Source organism: Photobacterium malacitanum (genome assembly GCF_900185615.1).
GTDB classification, from domain to species: Bacteria; Pseudomonadota; Gammaproteobacteria; order Enterobacterales; family Vibrionaceae; genus Photobacterium; species Photobacterium malacitanum.
On the sequence record NZ_FYAK01000012.1, the window covers coordinates 1 to 25,192 of the forward strand.

A 25,192-nucleotide genomic window follows, 5' to 3' on the forward strand; every position below is an offset into this window, starting at 1 on the left:
TCAGGTGTGTAAGTGCTGCGAGGCATTGAGCTAACTGATACTAATTGCCCGTGAGGCTTAACCATACAACACCCAAGGGGTTTTTCTTCTCACAAGAGAAGAGACGGACTCGACAAACACTTGAATGTAAGTTTGAGACAGCGAGAATCGAGTTATCGAGTATCGCGATAGTCAGTTTTTTAAGATTGTAATGTTAGGAGTCTCGAATCGAGAAATCTCGATACTCGTAACAAAAAAATTTGCTTGGCGACCATAGCGTTATGGACCCACCTGATCCCATGCCGAACTCAGCAGTGAAACGTAATAGCGCCGATGGTAGTGTGGGGTCTCCCCATGTGAGAGTAGGACATCGCCAGGCTTCGCTTTCTTGTTTTAAGATTTTAAGAAAATCTTAAGGCAAAACAAGTTGCATTTATGCTGAATAGACACTGCGGAGTGGTAGTTCAGTTGGTTAGAATACCGGCCTGTCACGCCGGGGGTCGCGGGTTCGAGTCCCGTCCACTCCGCCATTATACAGAAAAGCCCTAATCGAAAGATTAGGGCTTTTTTACGTCTATCTAAAAGTAAGATGATGCTGAATAAATACTGCGGAGTGGTAGTTCAGCTGACCAATAATGTTCCCGACATTATTTGGCATTCTCTCCATCCATGGAGATCGTTTTCTATTGGGAAGCTTAGCGGCCTGTCATGCCGGGGGTCGCGCTGATGTTCGGTGTGGCGAGTCCCGTCCGCTTCACATTTATTTAAGAAACCTGAATCGAAAGATTAGGGCTTTTTTACGTCTATCTAAAAGTAAGATGATGCTGAATAAATACTGCGGAGTGGTAGTTCAGTTGGTTAACTTTCTATTGGGAAGCTTAGCGGCCTGTCATGCCGAGGGTCGCGCTGATGTTCGGTGTGGCGAGTCCCGTCCGCTTCACATTTATTTAAGAAACCTGAATCGAAAGATTCAGGTTTTTTTTCGTCTGTAGAAAATGGTGTAATAACGTAGGTTATTATCCGTCATCTCGGAAGAGAGGAACGAGCTATCCGTGATCTGCACATCACGTGTTTGAGCATTGCAGAAACCAATAAAAAAGCAGTTAAAACAATAACGCTACAACGTGCTGATAATAGATTCCCTATCTCGTTCGTAACCTCACTGTAGGGAATGACGGCACGGCAGAGGATTAAGTTATAAATTAGTTTCTATTGGCAAGCTTAGCGGCCTGGCACGACTATTGTTTGATGGAAAATGGACGCGCTGATGCTCTGGTTGTAATGTTAGCTATGGCAAGTCCCGTCCGCTTCACATTCATTTAAGCAACCTGAATCGAAAGATTCAGTTTTTTTTCGTCTGTAGAAAATGGTGTAATAACGTAGGTTATTATCCGTCATCTCGAAAGAGAGGAACGAGCTATCCGTGATCTGCACATCACGTGTTTGAGCATTGCAGAAACCAATAAAAAAGCAGTTAAAACAATAACGCTACAACGTGTTGATAATAAGTATCCAATTTTGTTGGTAATGTAATGATGGGTATATCGAGTGGATGCTGGAAATGGTATGACGTATATGCTGATACTTTTTATTGATGAGATACAGCAAAGAAAAAAGGAATCAACGCAGATTCCTTTTTATTTTTATGCTGTTGTTGAGGTTATTCTATTTTCGAGAACTTTCCCATGGAGCTTTAAATAGAAATGACAATTGGAATTTTTTAGTGATCTCAACAAAAAATAGAGACAAGCCAATAGCAGCAATACAGCCAATAATAATTTGAATGGTTGCTGATTCAACATGGAATGCTTTCTGTAACACAATGCGTATGCCGCTACCTATTAATACATGCAGTAAATAGATATAAAGTGATGATTGGCCAATATAAGCTAATAAGCGGATATTTAACTTTGACAATTGCATTGATAAGGTGACGATGAAAGTAATACCAATACTAGCAATAATAAATGACCAAAAGCCGCGGTCTAAACGGCTGAAACCTTCAATAACTGCAAACCAATATTCACTCACCATAAATAAAGCAAGTATTGCAATAAAAACCTTAATATTATTCAATTTATTGATGCAATCTAACTGAACAACCAGAACCCCAATAAAAAAGAATGCAATATGAGCATAGCCCATTGTAAATATGTGTATCTGAGGAAGGTCGCTTTGGAATATATAAACGAGAGAGAAAAAACCAGCGACTAATGCCATTTGCTTAGTGCTACGATTGTTCATAAATAAGATACAAGCAATGACAAAAGTAAAAAACAATACGTAAAGAAACCAGAATTGTGCTCTTGGTTCCCACAGTAAGCTAAATACCTGTGTATAGGTTACATGACCATTGGTATATTTAGATAATGTTGCTTCAATAATACCTTGAAGTATCGACCAAATGACAAAGGGATAAAAAATAGTATCAACTTTATTAATGATAGTATTTTTAAAGCCTCTTTTTTGGAAAGATGAAGTAAAGAACAAACCAGATAAAAAGAAAAAGAGAGGCATGTGGAAGCTGTAAATCATAGTATCTACAGCGGTATAAAGATGACTATCCATCGCCATGCCAGCATTATAAATACCTTCCGTTATGTGTCCGTATACCACTAATATAATACCAAGACCTTTGGCATAATCGACCCAGTTTAAATGTTTACTCACAAACGCATTCCTATTTTAGCAAATTTGGCGTCACACTAATCTATAATAAAAGTAATGTAAATAGGGTTACTTATATTAATTTAACTTATGTATATGGCATAATTTTAATAATGACAATATATTACTTAACAATAGCTTATTATTGCTGATAGTTATTACTAATCCTGCTGTAATTACTAATGTAGCTAATCGATAATAATCGTAACTTGGTCGAATAATATCAGCTAAAAAGCTTTTGAGTTTATATGATCAAAAAGCTGTACAAACTAAATATCTTTTAATTATCAATAAGATAGTTGTTATCTTTGCTTGTACCTATGATAGCTTAAAAAGGTGGTGTGGTTTTTGGTGATTATTGATGAAAAAGCTGTACGTTATTTATTGTTGTGAGCTGTGGAATAACCTCTCGGTTTTGATATCACAGTGCTAGAATATGTTTTTGATTTAACCGTTAGTATATAAAGGATAAGTAATGAGCAGTTTGAATAATGATAATAATCATGCTGAGAGTGATCAGTTAACTGAAATTGCTATTGCTTATTATCAAGAAGGTGCAACGCAGGAAGAAATATCACAACGGTTTGGCATGTCTCGTGCCAAAATCGGTCGTTTACTCCGCCGCGCACGCGATGAAGGCGTGGTTGAAATCACAGTTAAATATCACCCGGTATTTAGTGAGAAGTTAGAACAACAGTTAATTGAGCGCTTTAATCTAAAACGGGCCTTGATTGCGTTAGATCAGCCTGATGATGAATCTCAACGTCAACAAGTAGCGAGCCTTGTTTCAAGCTATCTGGCTACAACATTATCAGATGATATGGTCGTTGCTGTTGGTCAAGGGCGTAATATTGCCTCAATTGCCAATCATGTTGGTGTAGTGCCACAGCGTAACTGTCGTTTTGTGTGTGGAATTGGTGGTACTCACCGTTCAGGTAATGCGATTAATGCCGATCATATTTGTCGTCAACTGGCCAAAAAATATGATGGTATTAGTGAGACACTTTATGCGCCTGCATATGTTGAAGACATCATTGTTAAAGAAGCATTCATGAAAAATGGCACTGTGAAAGAAACCTTAGATCGTGCACGTCGTGCTGATGTGGCATTAGTCGGTGTTGGCGATATGAATGAAAATAGTCATATGGTTAAACTGGGTTGGTTTACGCCGCAAGAAATTGTTGAAGCTCGAATCCGTAAAGGCGTTGTCGGTGATATTGCGGGCTATGATTTTTTTGATAGTCAGGGTAAGCAAGCAGATACCATGATGAGCGATCGTGTTATCGGTCTAACCATGAATGAACTGCGTCATATTCCGACAGTGGTGGTGACGGCGGCTGAAAACAGTAAAGCATTAGCCTTATTAGGCGCACTTCGATCTGGGGTGGTTGATGTGTTGGCAACCAGTGTTAGTAATGCTTTAACGATTTTAAATCTTGACCAACAGATGAAATAGAGGGTTATTTAGGCACTTGTTCTATAAAAGAAACCGCTATCTTGGTATTGGTTAGATAGCGGTTGCAGAATATGCTTTAAGCGAATAAAATACAGCTTCAAAATAAAGGAAGAACGTCGTATCCGGTGATGCGTCCGGATTTCAAATCCGGGTAGGGCTGCCAGCAGTCCTGGGTAGGTTCGACTCCTATGTTCTTCCGCCACTTCTTTATTTTTGTTACTGCAACACATCCTGATCTTTTAGCTCACGATAATTAAACTTACGTTTAGTAAAACCAATCTTGTCAAAATATTCTAATAATTGAATTGCAACTTTGCGTCCGAGCTGACTAATATTTCTAAATTCAGCCGTTTCTAATTTTTGCTCTTGGGCAATATGTTGACGTACTTGTGTGGCCATTTGCACTAGATAATCATGGCTAACATAACGATCTTTAACAATCGCGGCAACGTAGCTTAATTGCGCCAGTTTATAGCTTAATTTACGAATTTCGTTCTCATCCGCATTAATTTCAGCCGCAAGATCACGTACCCACCAAGGTTGGGGATTTGCAACCATCAGTTGTTCTATTTGCTGCCAGCATTGTTGCTCAGTTGGCGTTAGTTGTAATGTATGCTCAGCTAAGTGTAACCAACCACGAGTATTAGCTAATCGCTGTTGATTAAGCAATTGGTTGATAACAGCGTTAAAGATCTCGGCTGGCTGATTCAATGCTGCCATTCGATATAATCGCTCTTTACCGACGCCAAGGTTATCTTGCGCTTGCTGATGATAGTGTTCTAGCGTGGTGATAATCTGTTGCTGTAATGCTTGTTGATAGCTGTTATAGCAAAGGAAATCACCATGTTGATTGATGGCTTCATTTGCTGCTAATAATTGACTAATAACAGCAGTATTACACTGGTGCTGTTCAATTAATTGTTGGCGTGATTGTGGTGCATGTTGCAGCTTAAATTGAATGATCTCATTGAGCGTATTGAGATGAGCACGTTGATGAAGGTACTCAAGCCGCTGTGGTTTGCGTTTGCCACGATTTGGTGGCAGTAGATCAATTACAATTGCGCTGCCAAGATTGACTTTTTGAGCGGGATCGCGGACTAATAAGCGATCTTGTTCGGTTAAACACAATGGCGTATCAAGGCTGATTTCAGCCAGAGCGCTGCCCGTTGCGATTAATTGCTGATCTTCTAATAATGCAATACGACCTGTGGTATGGGTAGCTGCATGGAAAACCTGCACATTTTGCCAATGTTTAATCAGTTGGTTAGCGGTTAATTTAACCGTGATCCGTTTGATTATAGTTGTTGGTGCTGTCTGTAATAACCAATCACCACGGGTTAAACTTGCCTTATCAATATCACCGCTAATATTAAGCGCTACTCGTTGATTGGCTGTTGCACATTCTGCGGATTTCCCCTGCGCATGAATGGTTTTTATACGTACAACCTGAGGCTGGCAATGGCCTTTTTTAAGGTTGCTATGACTGACTAAACGCAAGCTATCACCAACATTAATCTGACCGTTGATAGCGGTTCCCGTTACCACTAAGCCAGAGCCTTTAACGTGAAAAGCGCGGTCAATCGCGAGTTTAAAATTAAGGCGATCATCGTGATGTTGCTCACTATTAGCCAGCTCAATGAGGTGTTGCTTGAGTTCGTCAATACCTTGATGGGTGATGGCTGAACAATGAAAAATAGTGGTGTGGGTAAAGCCATATTGAAGCAATAACTGGCTTATTTTAGTTTCAAGTTGCTGTTGTTGCTCAGTGGTAGTGAGATCGGATTTAGTGATCACCACCGTTAGGCTATCCATGGCTAATAAGCGCAGAATCGTCAAATGTTCATGGCTTTGCGGCATCATGCCTTCATCGCCTGCCACAATCAGCATTGCATGATGAGCGGTGCCTACGCCTGCGAGCATGTTGGAGAGAAATTTTTCATGGCCAGGAACATCAATAAAACCTAATGTTTGTTGCTGATTAGATGTTATTGATTGATAAGGCATAAACGCATAGCCTAAATCAATTGTAAGCCCGCGTTGTTGCTCTTCTGGCAGTCGATCGGCATTGATCCCAGTCAGGGCTTGTAACAGTTTGGTTTTACCATGATCGACATGGCCAGCTGTAGCAATAATCATAGGGTTACTCTAAAGCGTTATTGAGCCAGAGGCAGTAAGAAAGGGTTGAAACCACTGCGATAAAATTCCATTTCCCCCAGTTTCTGATCTAGCACTATGGTGGCTAAATCATCTGCAATAGGATCTAACTGTGGGTTCTTTTCTAGTACCAACATCTTTAAATAACTTTGACAATGACGACAGGTTTCAGCGCGAACACTATCTTCTAGTGTTTCACTTTGAAGTTGAATATTTTCACTATCGCCACATTGAGTACATTCAGCGCGGAGGCGATGCCATTGTGCTTCACATTGGCTGCAATGTAAGTAACGATGACCACTACCTTGAATTAAACTTGCCACAGGTGCACCGCCACAAAGAGGACAATGTGATTGCTTTGCATTGGCTTCAGGTTGCCATTCTAACTGAGTGTTAGTCACAATTAAGCTCATTAAGGTATTGATACAGCTCCAAAGGATAATCGCAATATCAGCAGGTACACGTTCAGCTTGGTTTTGCTGTAGAGCATGAAAATAATGTTGCAAGGTTTGCTGATCAATCTGGCTAATATTGTCGATAACTTTGACGATATCATCACTAACAACAGGTCGTAGTGCCGAGGTTAATTGGGTTAACATTGGATCTAAAATAGCTTGCCAGCTACCATCAATTTCAATCGGCCATGTTAATGTTTGGGCTGCTAACTGTTGCTGCACAGCACCATTAAAGGTGTCAATTAAATGCAATTGTTGTTGGACGATCTGTCCTGCTAATAACAGGTAATCTGCCATAAAAGAGTCTTGTGCCAACTGACGTAAACGGGCAGCACGGGCATGAAAAATGGTGGCAGGATCACCAATAATTAGCGGACGAAAGCCGTCACTTTTTTGTTTAATAATGGTGTCTTTATCTAAAATGTTAACGCTCATGTCGGTATCCAATTATAAGAATACCAACCCCAGTAAACCGAGGTTGGTATAGAAATAAAGAACCAATAAATAGCAAGGTTTATTGGTTCTTGAGCTGTGTTATTAGTGTTGGTCTTTGTTGCTTGATAGCGAACGGAACCAGCGAGGGTGATGTTTCTTGGCCCACGCAGGAGAAACCTTACCTTCTAACATGCCATCAATTGAGCCTTTTACCCAATACGCCATATAGGCATGGATAATTAAGCTTAAGGCAAAAACCAGCGCAGTAATTGAGTGTACAATTAATGCAATACGAACCACATCAATGCTGAAGTAGGCTGAAAAGTAAGCGCGCCATGCAATCAGACCTGTTACCAGTAGCAATACACCACAGGCAATAAACTGACGTAAGATCATTTTCTGACCAGCGTTGTATTGACCTGCTTCTGGTACGTTTTCTTCGTTCTCAGTTAAAACATCTTTAACTTTTAACATCCACTGGAGATCACCTTTTTCAAAGTGGTTATGGCTCCAGTAACGGATCACTAAGAAAAACAGCCCAACGGTCATCACAATCGCACCAAATGGATGCAAAATACGTGCAAGTTGTGGCGTGCCATAGACATAGCTAAGGAAGTGCAGCGGTGCAAACATAAAAGATAGACCAGACAATAATGTCCAGATACCTGTTAATGCCACAGTCCAATGCACTACGCGATCTAAAGGCTTATGACGTAAAATCGTTTTGTTTAAACTCATTTTTCATCTCCTTCATCTTCAGCCACACGACTACGACCAACCGTTACGCGGTGAATAGCAGCAAGGGCTAACGTACCCACTAAACCAGCTGCCGCCAGAGGTTTCACATCATCTTTCCATAGCTTCACGGTTTCGCTGATTTTAGGATCTTTAGGCAGATCATAACGTTCAGGATCAGTAATATCGTGCAGTACGTAAATGACGTGTGTACCACCAACGCCTTGCGGGTTGTAGATACCGGCTTTTTTATGGCCTTTTGCTTGTAATGCAGCAACACGTTGATTGGCATACTCAAGAATTTCTTCACGAGAACCAAAGCGTAGTGCACCTGTTGGACAGGTTTTAGCACATGACGGCACTTGACCTGCCTGAAGGCGATCAAGACACAACGTACACTTATAAACACGGTTATCAACTGGGTTCATACGCGGAATATCAAATGGACAGCCAGCGATACAGTAACCGCAGCCAACACATTTTTCCGAGTTGAAATCAACCACACCGTTTTCATATTGCACGATAGCATCAGGTTCTGGACACGCTTTTAAGCAGCCAGGATCTGAACAGTGCATGCAGCTATGTTTGCTAAATAGCCACTTGAATTTATTATCTTCTTCAATTTCTTTGAAGTGGATAGTGGTCCAAGTTTCAGCGGTTGTATTAGGTGGATTTTGGTAAGAACCTTCAAAGGTGCCTACTTTACCGCGTAGGTTATTCCACTCACTACACGCATCCATGCAGCCTTTACAGCCAGTACAACAGGTGACATCAATTAACTTTGTTACCTGAATTTGACGTTCACGCGCATCAGGAGATGGAGTAATCGACGATGTAGCAGAACTACGAATAATATTCTGTGATTCCATACCCATGGCTTACTTCACCTTCTCTACGTTAACCAAAAATGCCTTATATTCAGGCGTTTGTGAGTTAGCGTCACCGACACATGGCGATAACGTATTCGCAAGGTAACCCGGCTTAGTATCGCCTTCGTAGCCCCAGTGAATAGGAATACCAACAGTGTGAACAGCTTGACCGTTAACATGCAGTGGCGTAATACGCTTAGACACATAAGCTTTAGCTTCAATAGAACCACGCTTAGAGGTTACACGCACCATGTCAGCATTGTTGATGCCACGCTCTTTCGCTAAACCTTCGCCAATTTCTACAAATTGTTCAGGTTGTAATACCGCGTTGAAATGAGAGTGACTTGTCCAGGTATGGAAGTGCTCTGTTAGGCGGTAAGTGGTACCCACGAATGGGAAATTCTCTTTGGTGCCTAGCTGCGCTGCATCATCTTTGAACAAACGTGCCGCTGGATTAGAAACCACATTTTTATGTAATGGGTTAGTACCAATCGGTGTTTCAAATGGTTCGTAGTGTTCAGGGAACGGACCCTCAGCCATTTTATCAAGTGCAAACAGACGACCTACGCCTTCAGGTTGCATGATAAATGGACCGGCATTGCTGGATGGCGGCAATTTAGCATTAAAGTCAGGTACATCAGGACCGACCCACTTGTTACCATTCCATTCAACTAAAGTACGTGTTTTATCCCATGGGCTACCGTCAGGATGTGTTGATGCACGGTTGTACAAAACACGACGGTTTGCAGGCCAAGACCATGCCCAGTTTGGCGCTAAACCTAGACCAGAAGGATCGCTGTTATCACGACGAGCTGTTTGATTGCCAGCTTCAGTCCAGCTACCTGTGTATAACCAACACGCGGCATTGGTAGAACCATCCGCTTTTAGTTGAGCAAAGCTAGATAGTTGCTTACCGTTAGCGTCTTTGCCGTTTAGCTCTTGTGCTAATTCTTTGGTGTTTGGCTCTGCAGGGATCGCATAGTTCCAATCAAGCGCTAAGATAGGATCTGGATAAGTACCACCATTTTGTTGGTACATTTCGCGCATTTTCAAGAAAATACCCGCTAGGATCTCAGCATCACCCTTAGCTTCTCCTGGCATATCAGCTGCTTTCCAGTGCCATTGTAGCCAGCGCGCTGAACTTACAATGGTGCCATCTTCTTCAGCAAAACAGGCACAAGGCAAACGGAATACTTCAGTATCAATACTTGCAGTATCAACTTCATTGACGTTAGGTTTATTTTGCCAGAACGTAGAAGTTTCTGTTGCCAGTGGATCAACAACCACTAAGTATTTCAGCTTAGATAGTGCATCCAATGTTTTTTGCTTGTTAGACATTGAAGAAACAGGGTTGAAACCTTGACAGATATAGCCATTCATTTCGCCTTTGTTCATCATGTCGAACACGCGCAACATGTCGTAGCCTTGATCCCATTTTGGCATCATGTCGTAGCCAAAGTTATTCTCAGCTGTGGCATTTTTGCCGTAAAATGACTTCAATAATGACACGAAGAATGCTGGGTAATGCTGCCAATAGTTAGTTTGATCTGCTTCAAGTGCCACAGGCGTGTGGTGCTTAAGGTGAGTCGCTAAATCAACATCTTTATCTGATGGCAGTTTTAAGTAACCCGGTAAACTTTGTGCTAGCAAGCCAAGGTCAGTAATACCTTGAATGTTAGAGTGGCCACGTAGAGCGTTAACACCGCCGCCAGCCATACCCATATTACCAAGGAGTAATTGGACCATTGCCATACAACGAATGTTTTCAGCGCCTTTTGAGTGCTGAGTCCAGCCTGTCGCGTACAAAATAGTCGCAACACGGTTATTCGCAGCGGTGCTACCTAGTGCTTTACAAACGCGTTCAAACATATCAATCGGCGTACCGGTGATATTAGCAACAACGTCAGGTGTATAGCGAGATACGTGATCTTTAAGTAGATTCCATACACAACGAGGATGCTGCAGTGATTCATCTTTTAGCGCATAACCTTGGTCATCCAGTTGATAGAACCAAGAGCTACGATCATACTTACGTTTATCAGCGTCATAGCCAGAGAATAGACCATCGTGGAACGCGTAATCATCACGTACGATAAAGCTCGCATTAGTATACGCTTTGACATATTCGTGATTGACTTGACTGCTTGCGATTAGGTAGCGAATTGCACCTAGTAAGAAAGCAATATCAGCACCAGAACGGATCGGTGCATAGTGATCAGCAACAGCTGCTGTACGCGTGAAACGTGGATCAACCACAATGATTTCAGCGTTTCGAGTTTTTTGAGCTTCAATAGCCCAGCGGAAACCTACAGGGTGTGCTTCTGCTGCGTTTCCGCCCATAACGAGGATCAAGTCGGCATTTTTAATGTCGACCCAGTTGTTGGTCATCGCGCCGCGGCCAAATGTTGGAGCAAGACTTGCTACCGTTGGGCCGTGTCAAATACGCGCTTGAGTGTCTACAGGAACCATACCCAAACCGCGGGCAAATTTCTGAGTTAACCAACCATTTTCATTACTTTCCGCTGAGGCACAAAGCATGCCTGTTGTTAGCCAGCGGTTAACTGTGGTGCCTTCATCATTGGTTTTTACCAAGTTAGCATCACGGTCTTGTTTCATTAGTTTAGCAATACGGCTAAATGCTTCGTCCCATGTTAGACGTTGCCATTTATCTGAACCTGGAGCGCGGTATTCTGGGTATTTCAAACGTTGTTCGCTGTTAACAAAACCAGCTAGGCCCGCACCTTTAGGACATAATGCACCACGGCTTACTGGATGATCTGGATCACCTTCAACGTGGAATACTTTTTGTTTAATATTTCCGCCTGTAGCACCTGTGCTATACAGTAATGTGCCACAACCTACTGAACAATAAGAACAGGTATTACGTGTTTCTTTGGCAGCGGTTAATTTGAAGTCACGAGCTTGCGCCCACGCTTTTTGCGGAATTGTGGCAAGGGAAGCAATAGTTGTTGTTGCTACAGCCCCCGCGCACAATTTAAATAATTGACGTCTACTTATATTCAATCTCAAAAGACCTTATTAGAAATAAAGAAGAGGGTAATTTCTCGTGGTTATTATATGGGTGAATATAATGTCGTCAAATTTTGCAATTAAGAGCAGGAGAGTAAAAAACTTGCGGATAAAATTAACTATATAAATAGCTGTTTAAATTTTATTAATAAGACATTACCGTAAATGTTGGTTTGATAATAAATAAGCTCAATAATAAGATTCATTATCATATTCTAATAGTTATTATTGCTTATGGTGATTACTGGTTTATTTTATTTAGTCATGTTCTATTTTTAATAGTAAATATATTTATATAATGCATTGAAGTCTTTTAAATTCGTTGAAATGAAAATTTAAAACATAAAACAAGCCCGTTTAGTGGTTTTGATAAAAATCGAGTGATGTAAATACGCTATATGTTTTTTGTGCTTTATGTTTACTTTAATCAGTAACTTATATTTTATTTTTGACAGTGCTCAGTAACCCGATAAATTCACATTGAAATTATTTTAATAAATTAATACCGATCTTGAACATTAAAATAGACACGATTATCTATAAATTAGCATGACTTAATGCAATCTTAAGTGCCATATTTGAAATTAATAGTGGTGATTTAATCGTCGATGTTAAGCATGTTTATTTAGCAATATTAGTATGTTTTATAAAATAATGAGAATGTTAAATTTGGAAAGTGAATTTTTGCTATTAAATAAATATAGTTCTAACTGGAATTAGTCGGTCTTTCTTTATTTTGAATTTTACAAAAAGATAATCATGTAAAACCATTGTTAAATAATGAATGAATAGTCTTTGGACTATTATTACGATGCGTGGTGAAATTATTGGTAGCTTAATTTTGCATCGTTTAAATGTTACGTTATTATTAGCGCTACCAATGATCAAAAGGAAGAATAAAGTGTTAGGGAAGATAGTTACTGGCTTAATGCTTGTGTGCATGAGTCAAACCGTCACGGCTACACCGTGGGAGAAAGTGAAACAACCGACGAGTGGTGATTCAAGTTCGATTGGCTCGTATGCTAATGGTTGTCTTGCTGGTGGTGAAAATTTGCCGTTGCAAGGTGATGGTTATCAAGTGATACGTTCTGAACGTGGACGTTATTTTGGTCATAGTGAAATGATTGTTTTTTTACAGCAATTAATGAAGCAATCACAACAGCTAAAAATTGGTAATGTGCTGGTCGGTGATATTGCAATGCCTAGAGGAGGCCGTTTCTCGTCAGGCCATGCAAGCCACCAAACAGGATTAGATGCCGATATTTGGTTACGTATACCGGAAAAACCGTTAACTCAACAAGAACTAAAGACGGTGTCTGCGCTGCCTATGGTTGATGTGAAAAATTACCAGATCATTGAAAACAACTGGAGTAATAAGCAAGCACAATTAATCCAATTAGCAGCAAGTGATGATCGAGTAGCACGAATATTTGTTCATCCAGTGATTAAACAACAGCTATGCAAAACTGAATGGAAGCAGCGAGATTGGTTGAGTAAAGTGCGACCTTGGTTTGGTCATTATTACCATTTCCACGTTCGTTTACATTGCCCTGAGGGAAGTACCACTTGTGAGCCGCAAACACCACCGCCAGCAGGCGATGGTTGTGGTAAAGAGCTTGCTTCATGGTCGCCAACGTATAAAGCACCAGTGGTTACCAAACCAGTTACTGATGTTAAGCCGAAGCCAAAACCTAAAAAAGTATTGCCACCGATGTGTAAGGTTGTATTGAAAAGCTAATCTCTGCTAGGTGTTAGTGTTTGACTAATAAAAAAGCACCGCTCAGGTAACTGAGCGGTGCTTTTTTTATACGGTTTATTATTGAATAACTAAGCTAGGCCTTGCAGAGTGACAAACTTTTCAAGCAGTTCATCATCTGACTCAACGCGCTCAGGATCAGTAATAATACAATTGGTAATAGGACAAACTGACTGGCAGGTTGGCTTATCATAGTGCCCTTTACATTCTGTGCAGCGATCTGGGTCTATTTCATAAAATTCATCGCCCATGGTGATTGCCTCATTGGGGCATTCAGGATCACACATATCACAGTTAATGCATTTAGTTGTAATGAGCAGTGCCATAGTGCTTATTTACCGTCTTTAGGTGCGTGTGGGTTACGAGTGTCTTCACCGTTATTTAAATTACGCATTAGTAGACCAAAATCGAGATCCATATCCGATGGCACAGGAATAAACACAAAGTGGCCATTCCCTTTTGCATCATCAATGACTTCTGACTTACGGTTTTCCATGGTTTCAAGTTTGAAAATAACGTTACCTTTTGGTGTCATTACTTCAAGGCTGTCGCCAACAACGAATTTATTTTTCACTTCAACTTCAGCAAGTTCACCACGACGTACACCAGTAAATTCGCCAACAAATTGTTGTGTATCTGAAATTGAGTAACCGTAATCATAATTCTGGTAAGCATCATGGGTATGACGGCGTAGGAAGCCTTCAGTATAGCCACGGTGCGCTAAGCTTTCTAATGTGCCGAGTAATGAATCATCAAATGGTTTACCTGCAACCGCATCATCAATCGCTTTACGGTAAACTTGTGCAGTACGTGCACAGTAATAGAAAGACTTAGTACGACCTTCAATTTTTAATGAGTGCACACCCATTTTCGTTAAGCGTTCAACATGCTGTACTGCACGAAGATCTTTAGAGTTCATGATGTAAGTACCATGCTCATCTTCAAATGCTGCCATTTTTTCTTCTGGGCGGTGAGATTCACTCAGCAGTACCACATCGTCAACAGGTTTACCTAGACCAAGTGTATTTTCTGGGCGCTGTTCAATCTCTTGAATTTGAATTGCATCTTGAGTTTCAACGATTTGACCTGCGTCGTTCTCAACCGCTTTTTCTACTTTGTATTCCCAGCGACATGAGTTAGTGCATGTACCTTGGTTTGGATCGCGCTTGTTGATGTAGCCAGATAATAAACAACGACCAGAATACGCCATGCAAAGTGCGCCATGAACAAAGATTTCTAGTTCAGTATCAGGGCAATGCTCACGAATTTCTTCGATTTCTTCTAGTGATAGTTCACGAGACAGAATCACACGCTCAACGCCTTGGCTAGCCCAGAATTTAACGGTTGCCCAGTTAACTGCGTTAGCTTGTACAGAAAGGTGAATTACTACTTCAGGAAATGCTTCACGAACCATCATGATCAAACCAGGATCTGACATGATAAGTGCGTCAGGACCCATATCTACAATTGGCTTTAAATCACGAATAAAGGTTTTAAGCTTTGAGTTATGTGGTTGAATATTACATACCACATATAGCTTTTTACCTTGAGCATGCGCTTCATCGATACCAATTTTCAGGTTATCTAGATTAAATTCATTGTTACGAACACGAAGGCTGTAACGAGGTTGGCCTGCATAGACAGCATCTGCACCATAGGCAAAAGCGTAACGCATATTTTTCAGGCTACCGGCTGGAGATAGTAATTCTGGTTTAAACATTGTTTAGTTCTCTTAGATGTCTGATTCCAAATCAGCCTATAACACCTAGTGCAATAGGAGGAGGCGAGATTCTACGTTTTTCATTCTCACATTGCCAATTTTCTTAATTATTATCGCGGATGAAAAATCAGCATGATGGTAAATGAAGGTATATATTCAATTGGCGTAATTTAGTTAAGCTAGATATAGATGCATTAAAATACATACTTATTGTGCATTTAATACAGCGTTTATATTTTAGGGCACTATAGCGTTTATTGGCATAATATTGTCGCTAGCGAGTGGCGGCATACATCAAGAAGGTAGTTATGATAGGTCATGATATTAGTGGGTTAGTTATCCACGTGTTTTCAACCTTTGGTAATATGATTTGGCAAATATTCTGGCCGTTGGCATTTGGTTTAATACTGTCATCTTGGATTCGCAACTTAATACCGGTTTCAAGTGTGGTTAAACACTTAGGTAAAACAACGCCAGTAAGCCTTGGTTTCACTACGTTTTTAGGCATGGTGTCGTCATCGTGTTCTTATGCGGCGGCATCGTTATCTCATACTCTCTTAGTAAAAAAATCCACTGTTGCTAATGCAATGGCATTTTTGGTTTCAAGTACCAACTTGATTGTTGAAATGTTCATTGTCTTAGTTGCATTAATGGGCTGGACATTTTTATGGGGTGAAGTGATAGGTGGTTTGATTTTAATTGCCACGGTTGGAGTTTTATTTAGTCGCTTTTTTCCAAAAGATGTTGAACAAGAGTTGCGTCAGCATTTAGAGGATGCGCAGCCACAAAAAGCAAGTTGTGGTATGGATATGTCTGAAATGAGTGGTGATCACAGTGATTGCGGCATGGACATGTCAAAGATGAAGCCTGAGCACAGTGATTGTGGCATGGATATGGCAGCTAAACCTCAATCTGCCACTATGGAAAAAATCACTAAATCTGCAGGTTTCTTCCAAATGGATATTGCCATGATTGGTAAAGAAATTCTAATTGGGGTGGTGGTTTCTTCAATCTTAATCGCGTTAATGCCGCAAGAGGGATGGCGCGCATTGTTTATCAGTAATGATGCCGGCTTACCGGTGTGGTTGCATTCGTTTTTAGATGTGATTATTGGTATTTTTGTAGCAATGATTGCTTATGTATGTTCTGTCGGTAATCTTATTTTAGCCGCAGCGTTATGGCATGGTGGAATTTCATTTGGTGGCGTGATTGGCTTTATTCTATCGGATGTTTTAACCATTCCGATGATCCGTGTTTATCAGAAATACTACGGTAAGCGTCCTGCTAAATGGATGGTTGGGTTGTTATTTGTAGCAATTTTATTTACAGGTTTATGTGTTGATGCCATCTTCAATGGCGTTGGTTGGGTAACCAGCGATCAAACCGTACGTGCATTAAATCAATCAGGTTTTGGCTTTAATATGACCACAGTGATGAACGTGATCTTTATTCCAGCTTCTATTTGGTATTACTACCTTGGTAAAAAAGCCAATGCTGGCATGGGGATGAGCATGTAGCATATGAAAAGAGCCGTAACGTTAATAACGTGACGGCTCTTTTTTGTTATCTAAGTGTAGGCGAGAGAAAAATCACGATTAAGCTTTATTTTCTAAACCACCGATAACATCAAATAGGTTTGGTAAAAAGGCTGAGAACTCGCCCCCCATTAGCGATAGGTCAGCATCAATACGCTGCGCCATATCTTCACGATCGATATCTTCGTTTTGATCTTTGATTTCATCTGAGAATTTAAGACGCTTAACACTTAAGTCATCAGCCAGAATGAAGTCGATACGATCTTGCCAATTAAGCGCCAGTTTAGTGACGACTTTATTGGCTTCAATGTGAGCTAAAATTTCATCACAGTTTAAATCTTGTTGCTTACAGCGGATCACGCCACCGTCTTCTTCAACAGCTTTAAACTCAGCTTCTTCACCAATGGTAAAACCTTGTGGTGATTGATTGCTACGTACCCATTCTGTCAGGGTTAATGCCAATGGCTTTTCAGACACCACTGGCACGACAGGTAGACTACCGATAGATTTACGTAATAATGCTAATACATCTTCAGCTTTTTTGTAGCTACCAGCATCAACCACAATGTAGCCTAATTTAGGCATGATTAACGCGTAAGTTTGGTGCTGACGACTGAACGCGCGAGGTAATAAATCCATCACGATTTCATCTTTTAGGGTATCTTTCTCAGTCTTTTTCAGCTTACGACCAAGATCCTTTTCCTGCATTTCAATTTTGTTGTTCAATGACTCTTTGATCACTGATGCTGGCAGCATTTTTTCTTCTTTGCGAGCGCAAATTAAAATGTTGTCACCTGAAACATGAGTAAACATATCACCATGCTTGCCAAGCGCATGTGCCCAGCCAAACTTTTGTAGGTCTTGGCTACCACAAGGGGTAAAGCGGAATTCTTCCAGCTGTTTTTCTATTTGGTCTGCATTTAAATCAATCTCACGCGTAAAACGGTAAGTCAGTATATTTTTAAACCACATCATGCTAGTCACGCTTCCTAGGGTAAACAGTTGGGGGAGTATCTTAACCTAACCATTGCAAATTACTAAGTGACGTTTGTGATTGAGGTAGCAGATAGTGTAATTACTAGATATTTGGTTTAAATATCGATTTAAGCCGCTTAGAGAGCATTAATCGAGAAACAGTAAACATGCCACTGATGGTTTTTTGGTGTAAACGGAAAATAGTATCGTAAACGCGGCGAATGAGCAGACCATGTAATACAAATTTACTCTCCATTTTTGAACCGGGAGCAAAAGAGCCAACCGCAAAATAGTGCCCAACAGCGACCACCATACCGCTATCTTTGAAGATAAAGTCAGTGAGTGGTTTACCATGTAAAAAACCACCAAGACTTTTAGCTAAATGTTCAGCTGCGCGATTAGCAGCCTGTGCTTTAGGGGGGACAAAACTACCATCGGGTTGTGGAATAGCGGCGCAATCACCAAGGGCAAAAATACAGTCATCAACGGTTGTGGTTAAATTCATATTAACTTCAATTTGATTGATACGGTTATAAGCTAAGCCGCCAATACCATTGAGCCAATCAGGTGCTTTAATACCAGCAGCCCAAAATTGCACATCGGCATCAAGAGTACGATCATCACTGGTGATCATGCCTTTAGCGGTGACTTCGCTAATGCGTGTTTGAAGTAATACATTAATGTTATTTTTCTCAAGCTGTTGCTGAACTTTACGCGACATTTTTTCAGGGCTATTGGGTAATACGCGATCAGCGGCTTCAATTAAATTAATTGTTAGCTGTGTACCATTATAACGTTGAAGTTTTCTACTGACTCTTTCAAGTTCAGCCGCTAGCTCAACTCCCGTAGCACCTGCTCCGACAATATTAACAGTGCGAGCATCGCCAGCTCGTAGGACAAAACTCATTTGATGCCATGCTTGGCGCGCTTGATTGGCTGAATCTAAAAAGATGCAATGATCTTGAGCACCTGGAGTATTAAAGTCATTACTTACCGCACCAATGGCGATAATTAAATAATCATAATCGAGTTCATAGTTAATATTATCGGCACTACCACAGACAGAAATGGTTTTATTATCGCGATTGATATCAGTCATAGAAGCTTGGTAATGCTGATATCCATGGCGTGCGCCGTGAGTGAAATAACACACAGTATCAAGATCACTATCAAAAGTGCCTGCTGCTATCTCATGTAAGCGTGGCTTCCAGAAATGGTGAGTTTCTGGTTCAACTAAAATGACACTATCTTCTTTTGTTGTTGTTTTATTTAGTAATGTGGATAGCTCAATACCTGCTGCACCACCACCAACAATAACGATCCGCGACATATAAACTCCTCAAGTTATTATGATTTTTTTCATAATGAGTTAGTTATCACTATCGACATATCAACAAAAAACAAAAGTTACATCTATATTGAATACATTTAAGAGAAAGACGAAATGATAAGTATTTAAATTACTATTCAGTCTAGATTGAATATTTACATTGTGGGATTTTTATTGGCGGTTATTGCGTCTTAAGGGGGGGTATTAATTTACAAGGATTGGCGGGCACCAATCCTTGCGCTTAAAAGGATTATTCATACTTTGTAGAATAAGTTTCTTCATAAGTATGTGAGTAAAGCTCAAATAAGTTACCAAATGGGTCTTCTAAATAAACCATTTGTGAGGTGTTGTTATCATCTTCAGGATGGTAACGCATGATATCCATACGAACTTTACCACCATATTGTTCAGTTCGAGCAATAACGCCATGAAAATCATCAGTTTGAAGACAGAAGTGGAAAATACCAATGCGAGAGAAATCAACCTCATGACGCTGTTGACGGTTTTTCATTTCAAACAATTCAAAACCGATACCATCTTGAGTTAATAAATGGGCAATATTGAAACCTTCAAAGCCTTCGCCAAAGACAGCAATACACATTCTACCAATTGCGGTTTCACGCTCTTCTGTCACTTTGGTATTACCCATAACCACATCAAGACCAAGCGCTTTGGTATAAAACTCAACAGCGGTATCCATATCGCCAACCATGATGCCTACGTGATTCATTTTCATAATTTACCTTTGATGCTGATTAGTCAGTCGTTATGTTTCGTTGGAGTAATACTATGCGACATTTTAAATAATATAAAATTATCAATTTTTATCAAAATAATAACGTTTTGTTATTTGGGCGGGAAGTTAACCATCAAATCTCTGTGTAGTTACTGGTTGACACGGTACAATCTGATGATTATTTCTGGCTTGGTAGTGTTATTCCTATTATGAAAATTATCCATACATCTGATTGGCATCTTGGTCATCAATTACATGGCTATAGTCGTGCGACTGAACATCAAGCATTTTTAGACTGGCTTGCTGATACACTAGAGCAGCAACAAGCGGATGCTTTATTAGTGGCGGGTGATATTTTTGATACTGCCAATCCTGCCGCCAGTGCATGGGAAATGTTATATCGATTCTTAGCCCGACTAGCTAAAACTCTGCCCAACCTTGATGTGGTAATGATCGGCGGTAACCACGATTCACCAAGCAAGCTCGATGCGCCGCAAGCATTATTAAAAGCCTTTGATTTGCACTTAGTTGGCGGTATTCATCGCTTAGCTAATGGCGAGTTAGATTGCGATCGGATGTTAGTGCCATTAACCAATGCTGCAGGAGAACAAGCAGCATGGGTGTTGGCGGTCCCATTTTTACGTAGCGCTGATTTACGCACTGAAAACTTAACTGAAACCGATGATCGATTGATTAAGGGGGTTGAGGTGTTATATGCCGAAATGACAGCCGCAGCCCGTGAACGTAAACAGCCACAGCAAGCGTTAATCGGCATGGGCCATGCGTATATGGCGTCAGGGCAGATATCTGAAATGTCAGAACGACGAGTGTTAGGCGGTAATCAGCATGCATTACCTGCGACTATTTTTGCCGATGATGTCAGCTATGTTGCCCTTGGTCATTTACATTTAGCTCAGAAAGTTGCCAAGCAAGAACATGTGCGTTATTGCGGCTCTCCGATTCCGTTATCAATGGCAGAGCGTAATTACAGCCATCAAATCGTAGTGGTTGAATTAGATGGCGCTGAAGTTACCAAGGTAGAGCCAGTCACCATTCCGCGTAGTGTTGATATGCTAAAAATTCCCGCTAAAGCAGCCCCATTAGATGAGGTGTTAGTGGCACTTAAAGCTTTGCCTGATGATGAATTGCCGCGTGAGCAACAACCGTTTTTAGAAGTCCACGTCTTACTTGATAAACCACAAGCCTTGCTGCGTGAAAAAGTGTTGCAAGCCTTAGAAGGTAAATCAGTACGGTTAGCCAAAATTACTCCCCATTATAAGCATGATGAACAGCAACAGAGTTTGCAGCATCAACGTTTATCAGAGGTGTCACCACAGCAAGTATTTTCCCTTAGTTGGGCTAAAAAATACGCCGGTGAGCCTGACGCTGAAATGAGTGCCGCCTTTGAGAGTTTATTAGCGCAAGTTGAAGAACAACAATAATAATAGGGAGTAATACCATGAGAATTCTTGCACTGCGTGGTGAAAATTTAGCCAGTCTACAAACCAAATTTGAGATTGATTTTGCTGGTGGCCGCTTAGCGGATGCGGGCTTATTTGCGATCACCGGTAAAACTGGTGCGGGTAAATCAACCTTACTCGATGCGATTTGTTTAGCGTTATATGATCGTATTCCACGGCTGCAATCAAATAAAAAAAATGATGCTGAAATTGGACGCGATAGCGATGAGAATCGCATTAAAGCCAATGATGTTCGCAGTATATTATCGCGCGGTAAAGCCGACGGTTTTGCCGAAGTCGATTTTATTGCTAATGATGGCTCGCAGTGGCGTAGCCATTGGCAAGTGCGTCGTGCGCGTGGTCGTGCGGAAGGCAAAATGCAAGCGGCAGAGCAATGGCTTGAAAACCTAGAAACAGGGCAGCGTTTTGCAGGTAAAAAGCAAGAGTTACAAGCTGAAATTGAACGCTTAATTGGGCTTAGTTTTGATCAGTTTCGACGCGCAGTGATGTTACCTCAAGGTGAATTTGCCGCCTTTTTAAAAGCGGGGGCCGATGAGCGTGCCACTTTATTAGAGCGCATGACTGGCGGTGAGATCTACGGTCGATTATCGATTGCAGCCCATGAACGTGCCAAAGATGAAAAATTAAAACTGACTCAGTTACAAGCTAAGTTAGGTGACATTGCATTGTTAACCGATGAAGAGCAACAATTGTTAACCAGTCAATTGGCGACGACACGTGAGCAAGTTAATCGTCAACAACAACAGCTAGAGCAATTAAAATACCATCAAAATGTGATCGTCAATGCAGCCAAACTTACTCAACGCAGTGCTGAAAGTGAGCAGCAGTTATCGCAAGCTAAGCAGGCGCAACAGTTGGCTGAGCCGCGTTATGTACAACTTGAAAAATATGAACAAGCATTGCCAGCACGTGGTGATTTCACGTTATTAGCACAAGCTAAACAGCAAGTGAACAAATGGCAACAAACGCTGCAAGCGACAACCACAGCGCTAACGGCTAAGCAGCACCAGCAGGTCGTATTGCAAGATAGTGTTCAGCAAGGCCAGCAGCAATTGACGCAAACACAGCAAGCGTTAACCGAGCTTGAGCCAAAGTTAAAGCAAGCGGCAAGTATTGAACAACAACGCGCAGGTCTACAGCAGCAAAGTGTTGAGTTACAACAGCAATTAGCAGAGTTAAATAACCAGTTAACGGCACAACGGCAGCAATTGGCGAGTCAGCAGCAACAGCAACAGCTCGCTCAATCTCAGCAACAACAAGTGCAGGCGGCATTGGCGCAAACCCAAGCAGTAAAAGCGTTAGTAGAACAGCAAAATGCGATCAAAGATAACCTAAACCAGTTTCAACACGCACAAAGCCAAATTGAGCAGTTGCAGACAGAGATTAAGCAGCGTCAAACCGCATTAGCGACCATTACTCAGCAGCAGACGGAGCTTGATCAACAGCTCTCTGCTTTGGATCAGCGCCAGCAGCAATTAACCCAGCAAACCGCAGCCCACGATCTAACGGCATTAGAGCAATGCCAAGATCAACAGCGCCAACACTATGGCGCTTATCAGCAATTAAGTGGTTTACTCAAAGAGAGTTTATTTGGGCTTGATAAATGGCATGGAGTACTACAACAGCGGGATAAATTTCAGCTGCAACTGCAAGGATTAGTCTCTCATATTGCCAGTTGTGAGCAACGCTTAACGGCATTAACGCCCCAATTATTGCAATTGAATGCGCAGCACAAAGAAGTTGAGTTACAGCTTAACCAAAGCCGAGCAGTGATGAGTTTAACTGATTATCGTGAGCAGTTAATTGACGGCGAACCGTGTCCATTATGTGGTTCGGAACAGCATCCTTATCAGCAGCATAACCCGCAAGTTGAAACCATTATTAGTCAGCAGCAACAGCGACTACAACAATTAGCGCAACAACGGCAAGATGCTCACGCCGAACAGCGACAGTTAACTCAATCTGTTGCTCAAGATAAGCAACGTCAAACTGAGCTTGAGCAAGATATTGTAGGCTTTAACAACAGCATTGAAACGCTAGTTAAGCAGCAACAATGCCAGTGGACAGATTTAATGGCGACCGATCTTAATGGCATTAGCTTGGCAGAGATTGTGTTAGCCATTGACAGCGATGTCGCCCAATTAGCACATTATCAAGCGAGCTGGTCACAAGCATTAGAAAATGCGGCAGCCCAAATGCAGCACATTAAAACTGAAGGTGAACAGCGCAAATTATTGATTGAAAATGTTAAGCAACAGCAGCATCAGTTGCAGCAATTAAGTCAACAACAAGCTGAGCTTAAAGAACAATGTCATCTGTTAACTCAACAGCAAACGCAAGCGCAAGAACAGCTTAATGCCTTTAGTGCGCAAATTAGCAGCTTGCAAAACGTGGTCGACGAAAGACAACAGGCGTTAATGGCAATTTATGGCAATGACAGTTGGCTTACAGGGTTAGCACAACAAGGTAAAGCGGGCTTTATCGCCGATTTAGAACACCAAATTGAGCATTATCAAACCAATATTGAGCAACAACAACAGCTTGAAAAACAACTAATTGAGTTGGCTCCAGTGTTAGCAACCTTGACCAATAGCGTTCAACATGGCGATCAACAAGCCACTGAAATTGGTGCGAAAGTCACGCGTCTGGTTGAAGAGCAGCAAGGATGTTGGCAGCAGCGAATGGCACTCATTGGTGAAGCGCCGTTAGCAACCATTGAACATGCAGCCAAAGCCGATGTTGAAGCGCAGCAACAACAATGCCAACAACGACAAACCCAATTACACCAATTGGCCGAAGTGATCGCAGCTGACGTTGCTAAACAGCATCATGCGACCCAGCAGCTAGCCGAATTTGAAACGGCACAGCAACAGTTACAACAACAGTGGCAAGCATGGTTGCAAAAATTGGCGTTAACCGATGCTGAATTAACCGCGTTGTTAAGTCACGATGAAACATGGTTGCAACACCTGCGCAGTGAGTTAAAACAACTAGAACAAGCGGTAGCTCAAGGTGAGACCATTGTTAAAGAACGCCACCAAGCTCAAGTCGATTTTGAGCCAAGCGTTGAATTAGCTCAGCTGTGGTTTAGCGACCATGAGATGAGCGATGACGTTGTAATGCAACAACAAATGTTAACGCAATGGCAGGCTGAAAAACTTCAACTAGATGATCAGGTGTTCCAATTACGCCAACGTTTAGAGCAAGGCGAGCAAGCACAGCAACAAGCGGGCGATCTTCGCAATGCTTTAGCCGCTCAACAAACTCAAACTGAGCTGTGGCTGCAAATGAATGAGTTAATTGGCTCGGCTACGGGGAATAAATTTAGAACCTTGGCGCAAGGCTTAACCCTGCAACAATTAGTGCTCGCTGCCAACGAACACCTGCAAGACTTAGCGCCCCGTTATGCGCTGCAACCAGTACCGGGAAGTCCATTAGCCTTGCAAGTTATCGATCATGATATGGGCGATGAAGTGCGCAGTGTTGAATCACTCTCCGGTGGCGAAAGTTTCTTGGTGTCATTGTCATTAGCACTGGCCTTAGCTTCGCTGGCGGCAGATACTCGCCAATTAGGATCGCTGTTTATTGATGAAGGGTTTGGTACTCTCGATCCTGAAAGTTTAGAAATGGCATTAGCTTGTTTAGATGCATTGCAAGCAGATGGACGTCAGATTGGCGTGATTTCGCATGTGGGCACATTAGTCGAGCGGATTGGAGTGCAAGTTGCGGTGGAGGCGATGGGGGGCGGTCGTAGTCAAATTGTCATTAAAGGGTAATAAGATTTACAGCAAGAGTTTGGTTAATTTTGTTGTAATATCAAATAATAAGCTTACTTTTTGCTGTTGTTATTGATTCTATTAAAACCAGCTTTCTCTGCAA

At 41.4% G+C, this 25,192-nt stretch carries 16 protein-coding genes, 2 tRNA genes and 1 rRNA gene; 8 read left to right on the top strand and 11 right to left on the bottom strand.

Annotation, left to right across the window (positions count from 1 at the left end; translation table 11 throughout):
* Positions 1 to 242 precede the first annotated feature (242 nt).
* Positions 243 to 358: ribosomal RNA gene (rrf, locus tag PMAL9190_RS17035) — 5S ribosomal RNA — on the top strand.
* 74 nt (positions 359 to 432) lie between these two features.
* Positions 433 to 509 (top strand) — tRNA-Asp (locus tag PMAL9190_RS17040).
* A gap of 1,135 nt (positions 510 to 1,644) precedes the next feature.
* Here the strand turns inward: PMAL9190_RS17040 and PMAL9190_RS17045 are convergent.
* Positions 1,645 to 2,649 (bottom strand): acyltransferase family protein, encoded by a 1,005-nt coding sequence (locus tag PMAL9190_RS17045; protein ID WP_087846226.1) that lies wholly within the window; start codon positions 2,647 to 2,649, stop codon positions 1,645 to 1,647.
* A 472-nt stretch (positions 2,650 to 3,121) separates the two neighbouring features.
* Between PMAL9190_RS17045 and PMAL9190_RS17050 the strand changes: the two genes are divergently transcribed.
* Both PMAL9190_RS17050 and PMAL9190_RS20245 read left to right on the top strand, forming a co-directional pair.
* Positions 3,122 to 4,102, top strand: coding sequence for a sugar-binding transcriptional regulator (locus PMAL9190_RS17050; protein WP_087846228.1), 981 nt, complete (start codon positions 3,122 to 3,124; stop codon positions 4,100 to 4,102).
* Positions 4,103 to 4,209: 107 nt separating this feature from the next.
* Positions 4,210 to 4,304 (top strand) — tRNA-Sec (locus PMAL9190_RS20245).
* A 14-nt stretch (positions 4,305 to 4,318) separates the two neighbouring features.
* Here the strand turns inward: PMAL9190_RS20245 and selB are convergent.
* The 5 genes from selB to fdnG form a co-directional block, all read right to left on the bottom strand.
* Positions 4,319 to 6,238 carry a selenocysteine-specific translation elongation factor gene (selB, locus tag PMAL9190_RS17055; RefSeq protein WP_087846230.1) on the bottom strand — a complete coding sequence of 640 codons (1,920 nt, stop codon included), beginning with the start codon at positions 6,236 to 6,238 and terminating at the stop codon, positions 4,319 to 4,321.
* Positions 6,239 to 6,255: 17 nt separating this feature from the next.
* On the bottom strand, positions 6,256 to 7,146 hold the full coding sequence (gene fdhE, locus PMAL9190_RS17060) for a formate dehydrogenase accessory protein FdhE (RefSeq protein WP_087846232.1): 891 nt from the start codon (positions 7,144 to 7,146) through the stop codon (positions 6,256 to 6,258).
* Between the two features lie 102 nt (positions 7,147 to 7,248).
* Positions 7,249 to 7,884 (bottom strand): formate dehydrogenase subunit gamma, encoded by a 636-nt coding sequence (locus PMAL9190_RS17065; RefSeq protein ID WP_065167369.1) that lies wholly within the window; start codon positions 7,882 to 7,884, stop codon positions 7,249 to 7,251.
* Positions 7,881 to 8,756, bottom strand: a complete 876-nt coding sequence (gene fdxH / locus PMAL9190_RS17070; protein WP_087846234.1) for a formate dehydrogenase subunit beta — start codon at positions 8,754 to 8,756, stop codon at positions 7,881 to 7,883. Before fdxH ends, PMAL9190_RS17065 begins: the two co-directional genes overlap by 4 nt.
* 3 nt (positions 8,757 to 8,759) lie before the next feature.
* Complete coding sequence (gene fdnG / locus PMAL9190_RS17075) at positions 8,760 to 11,774, bottom strand: formate dehydrogenase-N subunit alpha (protein ID WP_144384377.1); 3,015 nt, start codon at positions 11,772 to 11,774, stop codon at positions 8,760 to 8,762.
* 934 nt (positions 11,775 to 12,708) lie between these two features.
* Here fdnG and mepA point away from each other — a divergent pair.
* Positions 12,709 to 13,518 carry a penicillin-insensitive murein endopeptidase gene (gene mepA, locus PMAL9190_RS17085; protein WP_087846334.1) on the top strand — a complete coding sequence of 270 codons (810 nt, stop codon included), beginning with the start codon at positions 12,709 to 12,711 and terminating at the stop codon, positions 13,516 to 13,518.
* Positions 13,519 to 13,607: 89 nt separating this feature from the next.
* On the opposite strand, the gene PMAL9190_RS17090 is transcribed toward mepA, so the two are convergent.
* Together PMAL9190_RS17090 and trhP are read right to left on the bottom strand one after the other, a co-directional pair.
* Positions 13,608 to 13,862: a YfhL family 4Fe-4S dicluster ferredoxin gene (locus PMAL9190_RS17090; protein ID WP_087821855.1), complete on the bottom strand. Its 255-nt coding sequence runs from the start codon at positions 13,860 to 13,862 to the stop codon at positions 13,608 to 13,610.
* A 5-nt stretch (positions 13,863 to 13,867) separates the two neighbouring features.
* Positions 13,868 to 15,256 carry a prephenate-dependent tRNA uridine(34) hydroxylase TrhP gene (trhP, locus tag PMAL9190_RS17095; RefSeq protein WP_087846238.1) on the bottom strand — a complete coding sequence of 463 codons (1,389 nt, stop codon included), beginning with the start codon at positions 15,254 to 15,256 and terminating at the stop codon, positions 13,868 to 13,870.
* Positions 15,257 to 15,564: 308 nt separating this feature from the next.
* Here trhP and PMAL9190_RS17100 point away from each other — a divergent pair, with 308 nt between their 5' ends.
* A complete protein-coding gene (locus PMAL9190_RS17100; protein ID WP_087846239.1) occupies positions 15,565 to 16,773 on the top strand; it encodes a permease in 1,209 nt (402 codons plus the stop codon).
* Positions 16,774 to 16,851: 78 nt separating this feature from the next.
* On the opposite strand, the gene rdgC is transcribed toward PMAL9190_RS17100, so the two are convergent.
* The 3 genes from rdgC to PMAL9190_RS17115 form a co-directional block, all read right to left on the bottom strand.
* Positions 16,852 to 17,763: a recombination-associated protein RdgC gene (gene rdgC, locus PMAL9190_RS17105; protein WP_200813440.1), complete on the bottom strand. Its 912-nt coding sequence runs from the start codon at positions 17,761 to 17,763 to the stop codon at positions 16,852 to 16,854.
* A gap of 106 nt (positions 17,764 to 17,869) precedes the next feature.
* Positions 17,870 to 19,096, bottom strand: coding sequence for an NAD(P)/FAD-dependent oxidoreductase (locus tag PMAL9190_RS17110; RefSeq protein WP_087846243.1), 1,227 nt, complete (start codon positions 19,094 to 19,096; stop codon positions 17,870 to 17,872).
* A 250-nt stretch (positions 19,097 to 19,346) separates the two neighbouring features.
* Complete coding sequence (locus PMAL9190_RS17115) at positions 19,347 to 19,832, bottom strand: VOC family protein (RefSeq protein ID WP_087846245.1); 486 nt, start codon at positions 19,830 to 19,832, stop codon at positions 19,347 to 19,349.
* Between the two features lie 209 nt (positions 19,833 to 20,041).
* On the opposite strand from PMAL9190_RS17115, the gene PMAL9190_RS17120 reads away from it, so the two are divergent.
* Together PMAL9190_RS17120 and PMAL9190_RS17125 are read left to right on the top strand one after the other, a co-directional pair.
* Positions 20,042 to 21,274: an exonuclease SbcCD subunit D C-terminal domain-containing protein gene (locus PMAL9190_RS17120; protein ID WP_087846247.1), complete on the top strand. Its 1,233-nt coding sequence runs from the start codon at positions 20,042 to 20,044 to the stop codon at positions 21,272 to 21,274.
* 17 nt (positions 21,275 to 21,291) lie between these two features.
* Positions 21,292 to 25,089 carry an AAA family ATPase gene (locus PMAL9190_RS17125; protein ID WP_087846249.1) on the top strand — a complete coding sequence of 1,266 codons (3,798 nt, stop codon included), beginning with the start codon at positions 21,292 to 21,294 and terminating at the stop codon, positions 25,087 to 25,089.
* Positions 25,090 to 25,192 lie beyond the last annotated feature (103 nt).